Source organism: bacterium Scap17 (assembly GCA_013376735.1).
Classification (GTDB): domain Bacteria; phylum Pseudomonadota; class Gammaproteobacteria; order Pseudomonadales; family Halomonadaceae; genus Cobetia.
Genome location: VINJ01000002.1, coordinates 20,152 through 39,509 on the forward strand (window position 1 = coordinate 20,152; position 19,358 = coordinate 39,509).

The 19,358-nt window shown below is 63.6% G+C and carries 16 protein-coding genes; 8 read left to right on the top strand and 8 right to left on the bottom strand.

Features of this window, described 5'->3' with window-relative positions:
- Nucleotides 1-3: 3 nt before the first annotated feature.
- The 4 genes from FLM52_17125 to FLM52_17140 all read right to left on the bottom strand — a co-directional run bounded on the left by FLM52_17125 (nt 4) and on the right by FLM52_17140 (nt 3,446).
- The gene (locus FLM52_17125) at nt 4-1,209 is read right to left on the bottom strand and encodes a diguanylate cyclase (protein NVN57446.1); all 1,206 of its coding nucleotides are present in this window, start codon (nt 1,207-1,209) and stop codon (nt 4-6) included.
- Nucleotides 1,206-1,532, bottom strand: a complete 327-nt coding sequence (locus tag FLM52_17130) for a hypothetical protein (GenBank protein NVN57447.1) — start codon at nt 1,530-1,532, stop codon at nt 1,206-1,208. Before FLM52_17130 ends, FLM52_17125 begins: the two co-directional genes overlap by 4 nt.
- A 55-nt stretch (nt 1,533-1,587) precedes the next feature.
- Nucleotides 1,588-2,091: a M48 family metallopeptidase gene (locus FLM52_17135; protein NVN57448.1), complete on the bottom strand. Its 504-nt coding sequence runs from the start codon at nt 2,089-2,091 to the stop codon at nt 1,588-1,590.
- A gap of 134 nt (nt 2,092-2,225) precedes the next feature.
- Entirely contained in the window at nt 2,226-3,446 is a 1,221-nt protein-coding gene (locus FLM52_17140; protein ID NVN57449.1) for a methionine adenosyltransferase, read from the bottom strand.
- A 509-nt stretch (nt 3,447-3,955) separates the two neighbouring features.
- On the opposite strand from FLM52_17140, the gene tkt reads away from it, so the two are divergent.
- The 8 genes from tkt to FLM52_17180 all read left to right on the top strand — a co-directional run bounded on the left by tkt (nt 3,956) and on the right by FLM52_17180 (nt 12,888).
- Entirely contained in the window at nt 3,956-5,950 is a 1,995-nt protein-coding gene (tkt, locus tag FLM52_17145; GenBank protein ID NVN57450.1) for a transketolase, read from the top strand.
- A 348-nt stretch (nt 5,951-6,298) separates the two neighbouring features.
- Nucleotides 6,299-7,522: an erythrose-4-phosphate dehydrogenase gene (locus tag FLM52_17150; GenBank protein ID NVN57451.1), complete on the top strand. Its 1,224-nt coding sequence runs from the start codon at nt 6,299-6,301 to the stop codon at nt 7,520-7,522.
- Nucleotides 7,519-8,682, top strand: a complete 1,164-nt coding sequence (locus tag FLM52_17155; protein NVN57452.1) for a phosphoglycerate kinase — start codon at nt 7,519-7,521, stop codon at nt 8,680-8,682. Before FLM52_17150 ends, FLM52_17155 begins: the two co-directional genes overlap by 4 nt.
- 119 nt (nt 8,683-8,801) lie before the next feature.
- Nucleotides 8,802-9,866 carry a fructose-bisphosphate aldolase class II gene (locus FLM52_17160; protein ID NVN57453.1) on the top strand — a complete coding sequence of 355 codons (1,065 nt, stop codon included), beginning with the start codon at nt 8,802-8,804 and terminating at the stop codon, nt 9,864-9,866.
- Between the two features lie 189 nt (nt 9,867-10,055).
- Entirely contained in the window at nt 10,056-10,430 is a 375-nt protein-coding gene (locus FLM52_17165) for a translation initiation factor Sui1 (GenBank protein NVN57454.1), read from the top strand.
- Nucleotides 10,431-10,481: 51 nt separating this feature from the next.
- Nucleotides 10,482-10,946: a hypothetical protein gene (locus FLM52_17170; protein NVN57455.1), complete on the top strand. Its 465-nt coding sequence runs from the start codon at nt 10,482-10,484 to the stop codon at nt 10,944-10,946.
- A 35-nt stretch (nt 10,947-10,981) separates the two neighbouring features.
- Nucleotides 10,982-11,902, top strand: a complete 921-nt coding sequence (locus FLM52_17175; protein NVN57456.1) for an NERD domain-containing protein — start codon at nt 10,982-10,984, stop codon at nt 11,900-11,902.
- A 149-nt stretch (nt 11,903-12,051) separates the two neighbouring features.
- Complete coding sequence (locus tag FLM52_17180; protein ID NVN57457.1) at nt 12,052-12,888, top strand: hypothetical protein; 837 nt, start codon at nt 12,052-12,054, stop codon at nt 12,886-12,888.
- A gap of 131 nt (nt 12,889-13,019) precedes the next feature.
- Here the strand turns inward: FLM52_17180 and FLM52_17185 are convergent, their stop codons facing one another.
- The 4 genes from FLM52_17185 to FLM52_17200 form a co-directional block, all read right to left on the bottom strand.
- Nucleotides 13,020-14,771, bottom strand: a complete 1,752-nt coding sequence (locus tag FLM52_17185; protein NVN57458.1) for a BCCT family transporter — start codon at nt 14,769-14,771, stop codon at nt 13,020-13,022.
- A 451-nt stretch (nt 14,772-15,222) separates the two neighbouring features.
- On the bottom strand, nt 15,223-16,560 hold the full coding sequence (locus FLM52_17190; GenBank protein ID NVN57459.1) for a deoxyguanosinetriphosphate triphosphohydrolase: 1,338 nt from the start codon (nt 16,558-16,560) through the stop codon (nt 15,223-15,225).
- Nucleotides 16,561-16,730: 170 nt separating this feature from the next.
- Nucleotides 16,731-18,140, bottom strand: a complete 1,410-nt coding sequence (gene ntrC / locus FLM52_17195) for a nitrogen regulation protein NR(I) (GenBank protein NVN57460.1) — start codon at nt 18,138-18,140, stop codon at nt 16,731-16,733.
- Nucleotides 18,137-19,216 carry a PAS domain-containing protein gene (locus tag FLM52_17200; GenBank protein ID NVN57461.1) on the bottom strand — a complete coding sequence of 360 codons (1,080 nt, stop codon included), beginning with the start codon at nt 19,214-19,216 and terminating at the stop codon, nt 18,137-18,139. Before FLM52_17200 ends, ntrC begins: the two co-directional genes overlap by 4 nt.
- Nucleotides 19,217-19,358 lie beyond the last annotated feature (142 nt).

The following is a 19,358-nucleotide window of genomic DNA, read 5'->3' on the forward strand; positions in this document are numbered from 1 at the left end:
TTCTCACGCCTGAGGGTCGTTGGCCCCCGCCATGGCCCGCCGCCGAGCGCGCTTCTGACGATACATGCGGTCATCCGCGATATGGATCAGATCATCGACATCCACATCTGCCTGCAATACCGGGTCGTGGGTGACACGCCCGATGCTCACCTCGACCGGGAAGGGAATTTGCTGCTCCAGGCGTTGCTCCTGAAGATGGCGCATCAACTGGGTCGTCGCCTGCTGGCTGGCCATATCACAGGCACCGGGCATCACGACCAGGAATTCATCGCCGCCCAGACGGCATGCCAGCCCGTCGTCACCGGCCGCCTGGGCGACGCTCCGGGCCACCAGCTGGATCAAGCGATCACCCTCGGCGTGCCCGAAGCTGTCGTTGACGTGCTTCAGGCGATCGACATCCACGAACAGGATCGACATGCATTGCCGAGTGCTCGTGCTCTCGGCCAGCATCCGCTCGAGAAAATCCAAGCCGAAACGGCGATTGGGCAGCCCCGTCAGCAGATCGTGATTGGCACGGTATTCCAGCTCATGCTGCTGCGTGAGCAGCTGCTGATTCATGTGACTGAGCTCGGCGTTGCGCACTTCCAGTGCCCGGCGCAGCTTGACGGTGCGCTGGAAGGTGGAGCTGCGGGCGTGCGCCAGTGCTGGAGCAATGATCATCGTCGCCAGCGTATATGTTCCGCCGGCCCCGACAAGATCCGTCAATTGCAAAGGGCTCAGCCACAGGAAGATGGGGATGTAGCAAAACATCAACGGCAAGCTGCTGGTCAACTGATAACGCCAGCCCCAGACCAGCCATGCCGGCATGGCAATCAGCATGCAGGTCGAGAAGCTTAGATTCCATAGCGACAGCGTGATGGCATCCTCGATCATCGATGCCCCGAAACAGAAGTACAGATTGGCGCAGACGGCGCCGAGCAATGCGATATCATCTGGTCGCTGGGGATCGTTCCTCAGCAGCGCGAGGCATATCAGGCACACGCCGAGCAGCAGGAATCGTCCGACCCAGAGCGTCGGCCAGGCATTGGGGACCTGGAAATAATCAAATAGCAGAAAACACGACAGCCCCGCCATGGCGAACAGCACGAAGGTGTAGTTGAGGCGCGCACGAAAATGGCGTGACTCATCATCCTCGGTTTCACGTCGGGACAGCAGACGCTCCTGAAGCGACACGGCACTTCCTCTCTGGCAATCAAGGCACCTGCTCATGCTACACCGCGTGGTGGCCTCGCCGTACTGGTGCAGAGGGTTGATCTATAAACGCTACTTCGGTGCAGGCCCCCGCCAGAGTTGTCAGACATGGCGCCATCACGCGCCATGGTGCCGATGATACGCCCCGCCAACACCATCACGATGGGGCCGGAGCCGTGCAGCGCCGAGGCCAGCGCGTAGCCGCCCAGTACCAGCGCCAGGCTCAGCATCACCTCGACCTGACACTGGTCGATGCTGCGCATCAGCTGGTAGACCAGCGCGCCCAACGCCAGCCCGAGCAGAATGCCGCCACCGGCTTCCTCGAGGAACAGAAGCCCCATGTGACCGAGCTCGACCTCGCCACTGCCGGCCGAGGCTGCCCAGAGCGGCTCATGGCTACCAGAGATCGCCGTGGCGTTCACGGTGGCAGAGATAGAGGCGCAGCTCGAACTCACGCTGATGATACTCCGGCTGCATGTGGCAGCAGAGTCGATAGAACGCCTTGTCGTGGGCCTTCTCGCGCAGATGCGCCAGCTCATGCACCACGATCATGTTGAGCAAGGGTTCGGGCAGGCGTCGGAACAGCGATGAGATACGGATCTCATGCTTGGCCTTGAGCTTGCTGCCCTGCACCCGCGACACGAAGGTATGCAGCCCCAGGGCATTGTCGATGACATGAATCCGGTCGTCATAGATCACCTTGCTGATCGGCGCCGAGCTGCGCAGATACTGATTCTTCAGCGTCATGGCGTAGTCATGCAGCGCCCTGGCCCCCTGCAGCTGATGGGGCTCGGGATACTTGCCGAGAAAGAAGTCGGCCGTACGCCCCGAGGCCAGCAGTTCACTCGCCTGCTGCTGGATCTCGGGGGCGTAGCCCTTGAGATAGCGTAGATCAGCCACTGGGCATCTCTCCTGTTGTTGTCCGAAGGAGGGCCAGAGACAAGAAAACCCGCCGAGGCGGGTTTTCTTGTCATGGCATCGAAAGGCGAGGGGCGAGACGTCCGCCACCTGCCAGGCCTGTCGAGCTGGCGGATTTACAGGCCAGCGGCAGCCTTGAGACCAGCGGCACGATCGGTCTTTTCCCACGGGAAAGCGGTGAAGGTTTCGGTCTTCTGCTCGCCGCTCACGTCGGTCCAGCTGTAGCTGTGCTCGAACGGCTCACGACCGAAGTGGCCGTAGGCAGCGGTCAGCTGATACATCGGGTGCGCCAGGTCCAGCATGGTGGTGATGGCGTACGGACGCAGGTCGAAGTGCTCGCGCACCAGCTCGACGATCTTGGCATCGCTGATCTTGCCGGTGCCGAAGGTGTTGATCGAGACGGAGGTCGGCTCGGCGACACCGATGGCGTAGGAGACCTGGATCTCGCACTTGTCGGCCAGGCCGCTGGCGACGACGTTCTTGGCCACGTAGCGACCGGCATAGGCGGCGCTGCGGTCGACCTTGGACGGGTCCTTGCCGGAGAAGGCACCACCACCGTGACGCGCCATGCCGCCGTAGGTGTCGACGATGATCTTGCGACCCGTCAGACCACAGTCACCCACCGGACCGCCGATGACGAAGTTGCCGGTCGGGTTGATGTGGTATTCGGTGGTCTCGGACAGCCACTCGGCCGGCAACACCTGCTCGATGATCTCGCGCTTGACCATCGCGCGCAGGTCTTCCTGGGACACTTCCGGGTCATGCTGGGTGGACAGCACGACGGCTTCGACGGCGACCGGCTTGCCGGCTTCGTCGTAGCGGAAGGTGACCTGGCTCTTCGCATCCGGACGCAGCCACGGCAGCATGCCGTTCTTGCGCAGTTCCGCCTGACGTTCGACCAGACGGTGAGCGTAGTGGATCGGCGCCGGCATGAAGGAGTCGGTCTCGTTGGTGGCGTAGCCGAACATCAGGCCCTGGTCGCCCGCCCCCTGATCTTCCGGCTTGGTGCGATCGACGCCCTGGGCGATATCGATGCTCTGCTTGCCAATCAGGTTGAGGACACCACAGGTCTCGCCGTCGAAGCCGACGTCGGAAGAGGTATAGCCGATATCGGTGATGACACGACGTACCAGCTCCTCGAGATCCACCCACGCGCTGGTGGAGATCTCACCGGCCACGATGGCAACGCCTGTCTTGACGAGCGTTTCGCACGCGACGCGTGCCTGCTTGTCGCGCGCGATGATGGCATCGAGCACGGCGTCGGAAATCTGGTCGGCAATCTTGTCCGGATGCCCCTCGGACACGGACTCGGATGTGAAGAGTGAGTATTCGCTCATTGGTCCTCGACCCTCTTTTCGGATGCGGGGATGATTCGGCCACTGACGGCAGACTGCGTTGACGACCGAGTAGAAACACGCTTGCGGCGCACGATGAGGCTCAACACGGGCGGTTGAGCCTCGGGGGGGCGAGTTTACACGCCACTTATGTGAGTTCCTAGCGCAATGGGGCGCGTGGGGGCGTCCAATCGAGACCTTTTTGCGACAAGCGCTGCATACAGGGTAATAAGCCGTTGCCACCTTTGGACGAGCACACATCCCGGATGCGATTTGCCGCGCCCTGTCATCTCGGTGACAATACCCGCCCGGAGATCACGCTCGGACGCGAGTCCGCGCGTACAAGGTTCACGCGACGCACTGTCCTTTCCGGCGCACTGTTTTCAGGCGCACAGTCCTGAAGGAGACCCAGGCAGCAGCATGCCCTGGCTCTCGGGAGGCACTGGGCGCCCGGCTCAGCACGCCGTGATTCATTGCCCCACTCTTGACGCCCGCAGGCGAGGAGCTACTGCATGCCTTCCCGTTTAGACCTGGCCAACGCCATCCGTGCACTTTCCATGGACGCCGTTCAGAAGGCCAAGTCCGGCCACCCCGGCGCCCCCATGGGCATGGCCGACATCGCTGAGGTGCTCTGGAACGACCACCTCAAGCACAACCCGGCCAACCCGAACTGGGCCGATCGCGACCGCTTCGTGCTGTCCAACGGCCACGGCTCCATGCTGCTCTACTCCCTGCTGCACCTCACGGGCTATCAGCTGAGCCTTGAAGATCTGCAGAACTTCCGCCAGCTGCATTCCAAGACCGCCGGTCACCCGGAATACGGTTATGCGCCGGGCATCGAGACCACCACCGGCCCGCTGGGCCAGGGTCTGGCCAATGCCGTGGGCATGGCGATCGCCGAGAAGACACTGGCGGCGCAGTTCAACCGTCCGGGTCACACCGTCGTCGACCACACCACCTGGTGCTTCCTGGGTGACGGCTGCCTGATGGAAGGCATCTCCCATGAGGTCGGCTCATTGGCCGGTACCCTGGGTCTGGGCAAGCTGATCGCCCTGTATGACGACAACGGCATCTCCATCGATGGCGAAGTCGAAGGCTGGTTCACCGATGACACCGCCAAGCGTTTCGAATCCTACGGCTGGCACGTCGTGGCCAACGTCGACGGCCACAAGCCGGAAGAGATCAACGCCGCCATCGCGCTGGCCAAGAGCCACGCCGACAAGCCGAGCCTGATCATCTGCAAGACCGTGATCGGCTTCGGCTCCCCGAACAAGGAAGGCACCGAGTCCTGCCACGGCGCGCCGCTGGGTGACGACGAAGTCGCCGCCACCCGCGAGAAGCTGGGCTGGGCCCACGCGCCCTTCCATATCCCGGAAGACATCTATCAGGGGTGGGATGCCAGCGAGCGCGGCGCCAAGCTCGAGAGCGACTGGGATACGCGCTTCGCCCGTTACGCCGAAGCACACCCGGAACTGGCCGCCGAGTTCACCCGCCGTCTGGAAGGCAAGCTGCCGCACGCCCTGACCAGCGAGAAGATGATCGAGGATGCCCAGGCCGCCGGCGACAGCCCGGCCTCGCGCAAGGCCTCCTTCGAGTGCCTGAACCAGCTCGGCCCGCAATTGCCGGAACTGCTCGGCGGCAGTGCCGACCTGGCCCCGTCCAACCTGACCTTCTGGAAGGGCGCCCAGGCGATCACCCGCGAAGACTTCAGCGGCAACTACCTGCACTACGGTGTGCGTGAGTTCGGCATGGGCGCTATCATGAACGGTGCCGGTCTGCACGGCGGCTTCATCCCGTATGGCGCGACCTTCCTGATCTTCATGGAATACATGCGCAACGCCGTTCGCATGGCCGCCCTGATGGGTCAGCAGGCCGTCTACGTCTTCACCCACGACTCCATCGGTCTGGGCGAAGATGGCCCGACGCACCAGCCGATCGAACAGCTGACCAGCCTGCGCACCACGCCGAACCTGTCCACCTGGCGTCCGGCGGATGCCGTGGAGACCGCGGCGGCATGGGATGCGGCCATCAAGCGTCACTCCGGCCCGACCGCGCTGATCCTGTCGCGTCAGAACCTGCCGCATCAGAACCGTGACAAGGCTCAGCTGGCCAACATCAGCCGTGGTGGTTATGTGCTGAAGGACGCCGCCAACGGCCAGCCGGAAGTGATCCTGATCGCCACCGGCTCCGAAGTCGGTCTGGCGATGGATGCCGCCGCCGAGCTGGAAGCCGCCGGTCGCGCCGTGCGTGTCGTGTCCATGCCAGCCACCGACCTGTTCGATGCGCAGGACGCGGAATACCGTGAATCCGTGCTGCCGTCTGCCATCACCGCGCGCGTGGCGATCGAAGCCGGTCATCGTGACTACTGGTTCAAGTATGTCGGTCTGAACGGCGACATCATCGGCATGGAGACCTTCGGGGAATCCGCGCCGGCCGGCGACCTGTTCAAGCACTTCGGCTTCACGGTCGAGAACGTGGTCGAACGCGCCAACAAGCTGCTGGGCTGAACACCGCCTGACCCACTTCGTCGATGACGGAGTGGGATGAAGATCGACGCCGCCGCCTCCCGCTGGGAGCGGCGGCGTTTTCGTCTGTGCGACACTCGAGGAGTCCTCAAGCGTCACCGGCTGTCGCCTGTAGTCGACGTGGCTGACACGAGTCGCGGCTTGATGACACGATTCATCTTGCATGAACGGTCATTCTCCAGCGACCGTGCCCATGAAAGACAGCGCAGACGGCGACTACACAACCCCACCAGTTGGGTAGTGTGACTACGCGTCCTTAGACGAAAAAAACCAGAAATCAGGCGCTTGCGCGCCTTTCGCTCTCTCCGCCCAGCAAAGCGATGCGCTACCATGGACCCCCTGAAAAACACTCGGAACACGACATCCTTGAACCACCAGCCGCCTCTGACCACCGCCGACGCCCCCCAGGGAGACAAGGCGTCCCGACGCCAGGGAAATCCTCCCTTGCGAGTGGCCATCAATGGCTACGGACGCATCGGTCAGTGTGTGCTGAGAGCGCTGGTAGAACGTGAAGCACGCGGTGAGTCACTGCCGCTGGAAGTGGTCGCGATCAACGAGCTGTCAGATCTGGACACCATCACCTATCTGACCCGCTACGACACCACCCACGGCCGCTTCCCCGGCACGGTGGAACAGCGCGACGGCCAGCTGGTCGTCAACGGCCATGCGATCAGCATCCTGTCCGAGGCCAATCCAGATTGCCTGCCCTGGCGGGCATTGGGGATTGACCTGGTGCTGGAGTGCTCCGGCAGCTTCAAGGACCGCGCCACCGCCGAGCGGCATCTGGCGGCAGGCGCCGGACGACTGCTGTTCTCCCAGCCCGGCGATACCGACGCCGATGTCGATGCCACCATCGTGTGCGGCATCAACCAGTCGGCGCTGGCCCCCGCCGAGGCGGGGCAGGCAGGCAGCGGCATGCGCATCGTCTCGGCGGCCTCGTGCACCACCAATTGCCTGATTCCGATTCTGACGGTGCTGGAAGAGGCCTTCGGTCTGGAGCGCGGCGTCACCACCACGGTGCACTCGGCGATGAACGACCAGCCGGTGATCGACGCCTACCACCAGACGGACCTGCGCCTGACGCGCTCGGCGATGAGCTCGATCGTGCCGGTGGATACCGGCCTGGCCAAGGGCATCAACCGCCTGATGCCGCACCTGGAAGGACGCTTCGAATGTCTGCACCTGCGCGTGCCGACCATCAACGTGTCCTGCATGGACATGTCCATCGAGGTGAAGCGTGACGTGAGCGCGGATGAGGTCAATGACCTGCTGCGCGAGGCCTGCGCACGACGCCTGCAGGGCCTGATGGGATTGAGCGAGGAGCCGACGGCTTCCATCGACTTCAACCACGATCCGCGCTCGGGTATCGTGGATGCAACCCAGACCCGTGTTGCCGGCGGCCGGCTGATCAAGATGCTGTGCTGGTTCGACAACGAATGGGGCTTTGCCAATCGCATGCTGGACGTCGCCACCCATTGGCACGCCTGCGAGATGACAACGCCTCTGGCGAGGGAAGCTCTCTCCACCGATTCACGACCAAGGAACCCGTCATGAACGTGCAAACGATGACCGCCCTCGACCTGTCCGGAAAGCGTGTGCTGATCCGCGAAGATCTCAACGTGCCGATCCGCGACGGTCAGGTGACCAGCGACGCGCGTATCCGTGCCAGCCTGCCGACCATCAAGGCGGCACGTGACGCCGGCGCACGCGTGATGCTGATGAGTCATCTGGGCCGCCCCACCGAGGGTGAGCCGGAAGATCAGTTCTCGCTGGCACCGGTCGCGGCACATCTGGGCGAGCTGCTGGGCAGCCCGGTGCGCCTGATCAACGACTATCTCGACACGGCACCGGATATCGCCGAAGGCGAGGTCGTGCTGCTGGAGAACGTGCGCTTCAACAAGGGCGAGAAGAAGGACGAGGAATCCCTGTCCCGCGCCTACGCCGCGCTGTGCGATGTCTACGTGATGGATGCCTTCGGCACCGCGCACCGTGCCCAGGCCTCGACCCATGGCGTGGCACGCTTCGCGCCAAACGCCTGCGCCGGCCCGCTGCTGGCCGCCGAGCTGGAAGCCCTCGAGAAGGCACTCGCCGCACCGCGTGCGCCGATGGTCGCCATCGTCGGCGGCTCCAAGGTCTCCACCAAGCTCGACGTACTCAAGGCGCTGTCCGACAAGTGCCATCAGCTGATCGTCGGTGGCGGCATCGCCAATACCTTCATCGCGGCGGCCGGTTACAACGTCGGCAAGTCCCTCTACGAGGCTGACCTGCTCGATACTGCTCGCGCGCTGATGGACAAGGTCGAGATTCCGCTGCCGACCGACGTCGTCGTCGCCACCGAGTTCTCCGACAAGGCTGAAGCCGTCGTGCGCGCCGTCGCCGACGTCCAGGACGACGAGATGATCCTGGATATCGGTCCGGAGACCGCATCACGCTTCGGTGCGCTGCTCAAGGATGCCGGCACCATTCTCTGGAACGGTCCGGTCGGCGTGTTCGAGATCGACCAGTTCGCCAACGGCACCGAGCAGCTGGCGATGGCCATCGCCGAGAGCGACGCCTTCTCCATCGCCGGAGGTGGCGACACCCTGGCGGCCATCGACAAGTACGACGTCGAGTCGCGCGTCTCCTACATTTCCACCGGTGGTGGCGCCTTCCTCGAATACGTGGAAGGCAAGGTACTGCCGGCCGTTGCGGCATTGGAAGCCGCAGCAAGCTGAACCCGCCTGTGTCCTCATTGGCGCAGGCTTAGAGTCACGGCCACAAGGTCGCCCCCCGTCAGCAGACGGGGGGCACCTGACGCTTCTCCACTCGATTCCTCAAAAAGACAGGTGATGTCATGGCATTGATCAGCATGCGCCAGATGTTGGACCACGCAGCCGAGTACGGATACGGCATCCCGGCGTTCAACGTCAACAACCTCGAGCAGATGCGCGCCATCATGGAAGCCGCCGACCACACCGATTCTCCGGTGATCGTCCAGGCCTCCGCCGGCGCACGCAAATACGCGGGCGCGCCGTTCCTTCGCCACCTCATCCTGGCTGCGGTGGAAGAATTCCCGCATATCCCGGTGGTCATGCACCAGGATCACGGTACCTCGCCGGCAGTCTGCCAGCGCTCCATCCAGCTGGGCTTCAGCTCGGTGATGATGGACGGCTCGCTGGGCGAAGACGGCAAGACCCCGACCAGCTACGAATACAATGTCGATGTGACCCGTCGCACCGTCGAGATGGCCCACGCCTGTGGCGTGTCCGTCGAAGGCGAGCTGGGTTGCCTCGGCTCGTTGGAAACCGGCATGGCCGGTGAAGAAGACGGCATCGGTGCCGAAGGCAAGCTGGACCACGACCAGATGCTGACCGACCCGGAAGAAGCCGCCGACTTCGTCAAGAAGACCCACGTCGATGCCCTGGCCATCGCCATCGGTACCTCCCACGGCGCCTACAAGTTCACCAAGCCGCCGACGGGTGACACCCTGTCCATCCAGCGCATCAAGGAAATCCACGCCCGCATCCCCGAGACTCACCTGGTGATGCACGGCTCTTCCTCCGTGCCGCAGGACTGGCTGGAAATCATCAACGAATACGGCGGCAAGATTCCGGAAACCTACGGCGTGCCGGTCGACGAGATCGTCGAAGGCATCAAGCACGGCGTGCGCAAGATCAACGTCGACACCGACCTGCGCCTGGCCTCTACCGGCTCCATCCGTCGCTTCATGGCCCAGAACCCGTCTGAATTCGACCCGCGCAAGTACCTGAAGGAATCCGTGAAGGCGATGCGCGACATCTGCATCGCCCGCTACGAAGCCTTCGGTGCCGCCGGTCATGGCAGCAAGATCGACCCGATCAACCTCGAAGCGATGTTCGAGCGTTACAACCGTGGCGAGCTGGACCCGAAGATCAACTGATCGGGCGGCCCCCGCCAAGGTATCCCTGCCAGCCTGTCCGCACGCGAGCAGGCAGGGAGTGAAGAGAAAGGCGACCCTTCGGGGTCGCCTTTTTTATACGCCTCAGGGTGCCAGCCTCTCGCGCACGCAGGTATCCTTTCGAGATTCCGTTTGGCATTGATCATTCATCACCGTATCGCAGGAGACATCATGGCCTCGCTCAAGGATCAACTGTCCGGGCTTGTCTATTCCACCGAACATGGCGCAACCTGCCCTGAGTGTCGGCGTGCCGAAGCCGAGTGCGAATGTGCCGACCTCGCCGAGCGTGAACGCCTGGCAAGCCTCGATGGCGTGGTGCGTATCCGGCTCGAGACCAGCGGTCGCAAGGGCAAGGGCGTGACCACCGTGAGCGGGATTCCGCTCGCCGAGAAGGAACTCAAGGCCCTGGCCAAGACTCTCAAGCAGCGGTGCGGCACTGGCGGCAGCCTCAAGGATGGCATCGTGGAGATCCAGGGCGATCACCGCGAGACGCTCAAGGCGGAACTCACGCGGATGGGCTATACCGTCAAGCTGGCCGGTGGCTGAACGCCCGCTGCGCGCACCACTGCCTTCCATCTCGCTGCACAAGGGATTTCCATGCTGAACTTCATCACGCCACGCCGGCTTTCGGCTCGCACGCTCTCGCTCTCTGGCCTGCTGCTGGCCACGCTCGGGCTGGGTGGCTGCATGACCGGCCCGGACTTCACGCAGCTGCAGGCGCGCGTGGTGCCGCAGCAGGCCTTCACCGCACCGCCGGATGCGATGCTGGAAGTGCGCCTGGTGGATGTCTCCCGCGCCGACGCCGAGGCTGGACTGATTGCCAGTACCCGCTATGGCGGCCTGCGTGAAGGGCCTTTCCCGGTCAGCCTGCAGTACGATCGCAATGCCATCGAGGAAGGCCATCGCTACGCGCTGCAAGCCGATGTGCGCAGCGATGGCCGCCTGTATTGGATCAATGACAGCGCGGTGCCGGTGCTGGGTGACGCCAGCACCTCACAAGGCGAGGGCGAGGGCGAGGTCGAGATCCCGCTCACGCCGCTGCCGCGGGCACTGGGGCATTGAACATGCCCTCCCTTTCCTTCAGATAGGACATCCCGATGGATTGGCTGGAATACCTGTTACCCGTCTTCTTCCTGACCCCACTGGGTGCCATCGCGCTGGTGGTGCTGGGCATGCGCGGCCTGCATGAGCGGCGCATCCAGTCGCCACTGACCCGCCGTCAGCTGCGCGAACCGGGCCAGAGCCTGCGCGATCGTCTCGATGAGGCCTTCCAGGCGCTGTTTCTCGACGGGGCGCTCGGGCCGCTCATCACCTTGAGCCCGCTGGTCTACGGCATGGGGCGCATGGTGTTCGGTGAAGAGCAGAACTGGCTTGAGTGGGCCGCCTACGGTCTGGCCTGTGCGCTGCTGGTGCTGGTGTTCGCGCTGCGCCTGACGCGGCACTTCCAGCGTATCCGCAAGCTCAAGCTGGGGCTGGCCTGCGAGCTGTCCATCGGTCAGGAGCTCGACCAGCTCATCCGCCCGGAACAGCTCACCAGCATGGTCTATCACGACGTGCCGGCCGATGACTTCCATATCGATCATCTGGTGGTCACCCCCGCCGGGGCCTACGCCATTCGTACCAAGGCGCGCTCACGGCCGCTGGATGCACTGGGCGCACTCAAGGATGAGGTCAAGCTCAAGGATGGTCGCCTGTACTTCCCGGGCTATCGCGAGCGCAAACCGCTGCGCGAGACACGTACCGCACGCGACTGGACGGCCGCCTGGCTGAAGCGTGAGTGCGGTGTCGAGGTTCCGGTGCAGGGGCTGCTGGCCCTGCCGGGCTGGCAGATCGTGCGCGAAGGACCCCAGCGCGAGAATGACCCCGAGGTCGTCAATGGCGAGGGCCTGGCCGAGTGGCTGAGCACCCATTGCATGGCTCCCGAAGAGGGTTGCCCGACCCTGGATGACGCCCTCAAGCAGCGCATCAACGAGGCGATTCTCGACCGCGTTCAGGCCGAGCGCCTCGCCACCAACTGACCCTCCGCCATGCTCCGGCCCCTCGGAGCATGGCAGCGCCAGACAAAGGCTTGCCAAGGCAACCCGCCCGGCGTTAAATACGCGCCGGTCCAGCCTTGGCAACCTTATCGCGCTATCGCAATGATGGCGCTCCTGGCGACATATCCCACATGAAACTCATCACCTTCGACGCTTTTCGCACCCTCGGCATCCCCGGTGTCCGGTATATCAAGCCGGAGCGCATGCTGGATCACCTCGACGAGATCCGCGCCGCCGACATCCTGCTGTTTCCCGAATACTGGCAGATCACCACTCTGGTCTACGGCCTCGGCAAACGCATCTTCCCCAGCCTGCCCAGCTACGCGATCGGCCACGACAAGGTCGAGCAGACGCGCGTCTTTCAGGCCATCTGCCCGGACAATGTGCCGCCGACCGAGATTCGCGGCGCCAGCCGTCAGGCAATCGATGATATCGAGGCGCGCTTCGGCTACCCGCTGATCGTCAAGGAAGTCAAAAGCTCGATGGGTGTCGGTGTGAAGCTGATCCAGTCGCGTGGCGAACTGGAAGAGCATGCGGCGGAGCATCCGGTGCTGTATGCCCAACCGCGCCTGGAGATCGACCGCGACCTGCGCATCGTGGTGGTAGGTGGCGAAGTCATCACCGCCTACTGGCGCGTCACGCCGCTGGGCGGCTATCGCTCCAATGTCAGTCAGGGTGGCGAGACGTCCTACGACAATATCCCGGCCCCCGCCATCGCCCTGGCCCTGCAACTGGCCGAGGCATTGGGTGTCGACCATGCCGGCTTCGATATCGCGATGGTCGATGGCCATCCCATCGTGTTCGAGTTCAATCGTCTGTTCGGCAATCAGGGCATTCCGGACAGCTCGCGTCGCATCGGTGCCGCCATTCGCCGTCATCTAGCGCTCGACAACAGCGACAACGATCCGACACCCCCGCAGCTGACACCGCCCCGCAGGCGCCGCGAGACACTGCTGGAAGCCGGCTGAGCGCTGACCGTTCTGAACGACAGCCCTGAACGACAGCCCTGAACGACAGCCCTGAACGACAGAACGCCGCCCGATGGGCGGCGCTCTGTCGTCTGGTCGCGGCCATTCGACTGGCCAGCTGGCTCATTTCCTTACAGGCGCGAGGGGCGGCTGTGCGGGTCGCCTTCGACATGATCCTTGGGCGGGTCCTGCCGCGGCTTGCCTGCTGCCGGCACGTCCTCGTCGGGGATTTCCCAGGTGCCTTCTTCAGTCCAGGGGTCATCTTCCGGGAATTCCTCGATATTGATTTCCTTGACCGTGTAATCCGGCTGGTAGCGCAGGTCATAGTGCGCGGCACGCACGATGGAGATACACAGCATCAAGGCCACTGCCAATAGCGGCACACCCCCGATGATGGAAGCCGTCTGCAGGGTCTCCAGCCCGCCGATGAACATCAGCACGATGGGCATGAATGACAGCGCGAAGGCCCAGAACAGGCGGTTCCAGCGCATCGGCTCTTCGTCGACTTCCTTCTGGACCACAGCGGCCAGAATGTAGGAGATGGAGTCGAAGGTGGTTGCGGTGAAGATCAGTGCCAGCAGCGTGAAGGCGAAGATCACCACGTAGTCCAGCGGCAGCGTGTGCAGCATCGCGAAGATGGCCGCGGTCGGGCTCTGGTCATTGAGGATGGTGACCACGTCCAGCTGACCGGACAGCTGCAGGTAGAGGCCGTAGTTGCCCATCACCATGAAGAACAGGAAGCAGCCCATGGTGCCGAAGAACATCGAACCGGCGACCATGGCGCGGATGGTGCGGCCCCGCGAGATACGCGCGATGAAAAGCCCCACGCTGGGCGCGAACACCAGCCACCAAGCCCAGTAGAAGATGGTCCAGTCCTGCGGGAAGTGCGTGTCCTCGAAGCCCTTGAACTCGGCGAACGGCTCCAGCCAGGTGGCCATGAGGATCAGGTTGCTCATCACGCGGCCCAGCGCATCCAGACCGGTATTGGCCATGAACAGGGTCGGCCCCACGATGAAGATGAACAGCAACAGGCCGACCGCCAGCCAGAAGTTGATGTCTGACAGCAGCTTGATGCCCTTCTTGAGACCCACGTAGGCGCTGTAGCCGAACAGGGCGGTACACACCAGCAGCACCACGATCTGCGTGGTCAGCGACTTGGGTACCCCGAACAGCTCGTGCACCCCCTCGTTGATCATCGGTGCCGCCAGCCCCAGGGTGGTCGCTCCGCCGCCCAGCATGCCGAAGACGAAGCTGATATCGATCAGCTTGCCCAGCCAGCCATGCGCCAGCTTTTCGCCCAGCACCGGCATCAGCGCTTCGGAAATCTTCAACACGCTGTGGTGACGCACGTAGTAGAAGTAGGCGATCGGCACGGCGGGGATCAGGTAGATCGCCCAGGCCAGCGGGCCCCAGTGGAAGATGCCGTAGGCCGCGGCCCATTCCGCTGCCTCCGGTGTCTTGCCTTCCACATGGAACGGGGGCGACTGGTAGTAGTAGACCCACTCGATCATCGACCAGTACAGGATGGAGGCCCCGATCCCGGCACAGAACAGCATCGCTGCCCATGAGACGATGGAGAATTCGGGCTTCTCCTCGGCATCACCGAGCTTTATCTGACCGATGTCGCTGAAGATGATGTAGATCATGAAGCCGCCGGCCCCCACGCCGAGCAGCAGATAGAGCACACCGAGCTTGCTGGTGACGAAGTTCTTGGCCGCCGATACCCACATCGCGCCCTGCTCGGGGAAGATGACCAGGGGCAGCGTCACTGCCAACAGCAGGAAGATCGAGCCGAAGAAGGTCGGCTTGTCGATCATGTCGAAGGCCTTTTCCGGCCGATCCCCCGCCGTCTTGGCCGATACCGTTCGGGTTTCCTTGCTCATTTATAAGCCTCATTTATCGTTATTGCTGTGCATAATAACAGCTTATCATGGTTGATTGCGATACACGCATCTCCACTGCGTACAATCCTAGTACAACGATCCAAGCGCCTACGTAAAGATAATTTAACGCATGCAAGTCATTCATTGACGCGCGGAGGGCCTTGGCGCCTAGGGCCCAGAGAGGAACAGGAAGCACGACGACAGACTGACAGCGACAGGCAAATCAGCAGGGAAGACACAGCCAGAACAGGCAGCGCAGAGGTGGGCAGCCACAGAGGGGTAAAACGCAAGGAAGGCGCAGCAAAGGCAGCAGATGTCAGGCCGGACAGCAGGCATCCGCCAGGAAACAGCACGGCACCGCTGCCGCTCCCCGGCGGGTAATGATGAGGCTGAAAGTGATGAAGCCTGCAGTGATCAGGCTTTAGATGATCGGGCTGATGGCGCCTCGCTCTCAGTCGCCGCGCAGGCGCCCGCCCATCTCCTGGGCGAGATCCACCGCGAAGTGGTCCGTCATGCCGCCGATGAAGTCGAGCATGCGCCGATAGCTGCGGTAGAGATCCCAGTCCTTGGTCGGCGTGTTCTCGCCGATCAATGCCAGCACACGTTGATGCTTGAAGCTGGAACGTCCCTTGGTATGCAGCTCATGCGCAGCGCCGATGAAGGCCTCGAGCAGGATACCCAGCGTGGTGTAGGCGCCTATCTCCAGCTTGGCCTTGCGCTCGTTGCGGAAGATCTTCTGGCGCGCCAGATTCTTGGCTTCCCGCACGCCCCAGCCAAGGTCGGGGTGGCACAGGTCGAGCAGGTCTTCGCTGAGCGTACCGGCCAGCAGTTCCGTCTCGCGCTGGACGAAAGCCTCGGCGACATCATTGACGGCACGCTCCATCGCCGCGCCTCTCAGCGCCGCCACCTTACGCCGCTGGGAAGTGCCGCGGGCGACCATCTCCTGATATTCGCGCGGCTCGCCACCGCTGATGCCGGTGAGAATCTCGAACACTTCCTCGAACTGCAGGATGCCCATCTCGAGGCCATCTTCCAGGTCCAGCAGCGCATAGCAGATGTCATCGGCGGCCTCGACCAGCCACGCCAGCGGGTGACGGCACCAGCGTCCATCGGCCCGTGCCAGCAGACCGCAACGCTCGGCGACCTGATCCAGCAGCCCACGTTCGCTCTGATAGCAGCCGAATTTGCCGCCCGCCGTGGCGTGCTCCACCGTCCACGGGTACTTGAGCAGCGTGCCCAGCGTCGCTGCCGTCAGGCGCATGCCGCCATGGAACTGGTTGTATTCGATCTGGGTGACGATGCGAAAGCCCTGGGCATTGCCTTCGTAGGTGAGCAGGTCCTCGCGCTCGGCATCGCTCAGCCCGGCCAGCCGACCGTTATCACTGGCGGCCTCGGCGGCGAACCAGTCACGGATGGCATACTCCCCGGCATGCCCGAAGGGCGGGTTGCCGATGTCATGTCCCAGGCAGCCGGTCTGGACGATGACGCCGAGATCCGACGGCGTGATCCAGTCGGGCAACTGCTCCTTGAGCTTCTCGCCGACCATCATGCCCAGCGAGCGACCGACGCAGCCGACCTCCAGCGAGTGGGTCAGGCGCGTGTGGATGTGGTCGTTGTCGGTCAGCGGATGAACCTGGGTCTTGCGCCCCAGGCGACGGAAGGAACCCGCGAACACGATGCGGTCGTGGTCCTTGTGGAAGGGAGTCCGCCCCATCTCACGCGATACGGTGCCCGGTGCGTCATGCAGGCGACTCGGTTCCAGCAGTCGCTCCCAGCTCATCGATGACATCAGGCAACTCCTTGGCAGGCGCCGAGCACTGGCGCCGGCGAGCAGATAACAGGTGAATGACGCGCATGAAAAAGAGAACAGGGATTGTGGCACCCTGTTCTCCTTGTCTCCAGCCCGCTCAAGTCATCCTCAGCTCGCCAAGATTACCCTCGACCCCGCTCAGGCAGTCCTCAGTCCTCGGCCAGCGCCGGCAGCAGCACCTTGAGCTTGCGGGTCAGGGTGTTGCGTCCCCAGCCCAGCAGCTCGGCGGCTTCGCCCTTGCGACCACCGGTATGCTTGAGGGCCGTCTCGATCAGGATGCGCTCGAAGTCGGGCACCGCTTCTTCCAGCAGATGGGTATGACCGGCGGCAAGTGCGCGGTCTGCCCACTCGCGGAAGGCACCACGCCAATCGCCGGAGGCCGCCTCGGTGCCGCTGGCATCGCGCAGCTCCGGCGGCAGGTCCTCGATCATCACTTCTCGCCCCGAGGCCATCACCGTCAGCCAGCGACAGGTGTTCTCGAGCTGGCGCACGTTGCCCGGCCAGTCGAAACGCGTCAGGTGTTTCTCCGCGGCCTCCGTCAGCACCTTGGGCTCGGTCGACAGCTCACGCGCGGCCTCGCCCAGGAAGTGGCTCATCAGACGCGGGATGTCTTCGCGGCGCTCAGACAGGCGCGGCAGATGCACGCGAATCACGTTGAGGCGGTGGAAGAGATCCTCACGGAAACGCCCATCCTCGACCAGCTTTTCCAGGTGCTGGTGCGTCGCGGCGATAATGCGCACGTCGACCTTGACCGGCGTGATGCCACCGACACGATAGAACTCGCCATCGGCCAGCACACGCAGCAGGCGAGTCTGGGTCTCGGCGGGCATGTCACCGATCTCATCGAGGAACAGCGTGCCGCCATCGGCCTGCTCGAAGCGCCCGCGGCGCAGCGCCGTGGCGCCGGTGAAGGCGCCCTTTTCGTGGCCGAACAGCTCCGATTCCATCAGGTCCTTGGGAATCGCGGCCATGTTGAGTGCGATGAACGGCTTGCCGGCGCGCGGCGAGTGCTGATGCAGCGCCTGGGCCACGCGCTCCTTGCCGGTACCGGACTCGCCGTTGATCAGGACGGTGATATGCGACTGTGACAGGCGGCCGATGGCGCGAAAGACTTCCTGCATCGCCGGCGCTTCGCCGATGATTTCCTTGGTCAGTCCTTCCGGCACGGCGGCGGGTGCCTTGGACTCACGGGCATGTGCCACGGCGCGCCGTACCAGCGCCAGCGCTTCATCCACATCGAACGGCTTGGGCAGGTATTCGAAGGCGCCGCCCTGATAGGAAGCCACGGCGCTGTCGAGGTCGGAATGCGCCGTCATCACGATGACGGGCAGGTCCGGGTACTTCTCGCGCACGCGCGCCATCAGGTCGAGGCCATCGGTGCCGGGCATGCGGATATCGGTGATCAGGACATCCGGGCACTGACGCATGATGCTGGCTTCGGCCTGATCAGCACGCTCGAAGGTTTCCACCTCGAGGTCGGGTTGTGCCAGAGCGCGCTCCAGCACCCAGCGAATGGCGCGGTCGTCATCGACGATACAGACGCGGGCAGTCTCGCTCATGTGTGATCTCCAGAAGTGCCGGCTAGCGGAATGAGTAAACGGAATTCGGTATGCCCGGGGCGCGAGTCACACTCGATCAGCCCCTGATGCTGGTGCAGGATGCCCTGGGCGATCGACAGCCCGAGCCCTGAGCCTTCGGCGCGCCCCGAGACCATCGGGTAGAACAGCGTCTCGCGCAGGCTCTCCGGGATGCCGGGGCCGTTGTCGATGATCGCCAGCTCGCACACCAGTCGGTGGCGCTCATGGCCCAGCGTGAACTGACGACGAGCGCGGGTCCGCAGCGTGATCTCCCAGGGCGCCTCTTCGCCCTCGTGCGTATCCGGACGGGGCTGCTCGTTGAGCGCCTGGGTGGCGTTGCGTGCGATGTTGAGTACCGCCTGGATCAGCTGGCCTTCGTCGCCGATCACCTCCGGCAAGCTCGGGTCATAGTCGGCCGTCAGCTTGATGTGATGCCCTTCCGCCGCCAGCAGGGAGCGCACCCGCTCGGTCACCGAGTGGATGTTGACCGGTGACTGCAGCGGTGGCCGGTTCGGCCCCAGCATGCGGTCGACCAGATCCCGCAGGCGGTCCACCTCCTCGATGATGATGCGCGTGAATTCCACCATCTGCGGTTCGGGCAGGTCACGCTCGAGGAGCTGGGCAGCGCCACGAATGCCGCCGAGCGGGTTCTTGACCTCATGCGCCAGCCCGCGTGTCAGCACCTTGACCGCCTCCTGGCGGGCGATCAGCGCTTCTTCGCGCGAGATCTGCATCAGGCGGTCACGCGGTTCTATCTCGACCAGCAGTTCATTGGCGCTGATGGGCGTCGCGGTGAAATCCACCGTCAGCGCTTCATTGGCTGCGTTGATGATCTCGGCCTCACGCTGGGTGTAGGGATGCTGTTCCTCCAGCGCCTTGCGCAGCACATTGACCAGGGTGTCATCCAACCCCGGCATGTTGTCGGGCGTACTGCCCTTCACGCGCACCAGACTCACCGCCAGCAACGTCTCCGCGGCGGGATTCATCCAGACCATCTGCAGTTGTGAGTCCAGCACCACCACGGCAGTGTTGAGGTGTTCGAGCAGTCGTTGATGCATGGGTTTGTTCGCCATCTGCAGTACGTCTCCCTGTTCTGCAATAACCGCGCCAGTCTGGTGCAGGCACCGAAAACACGGCGTCCGATGCTGTGCAACCATTTCTGGCCCCTCATATTGGCACCAAAATGGTGCAGGCGAGAAA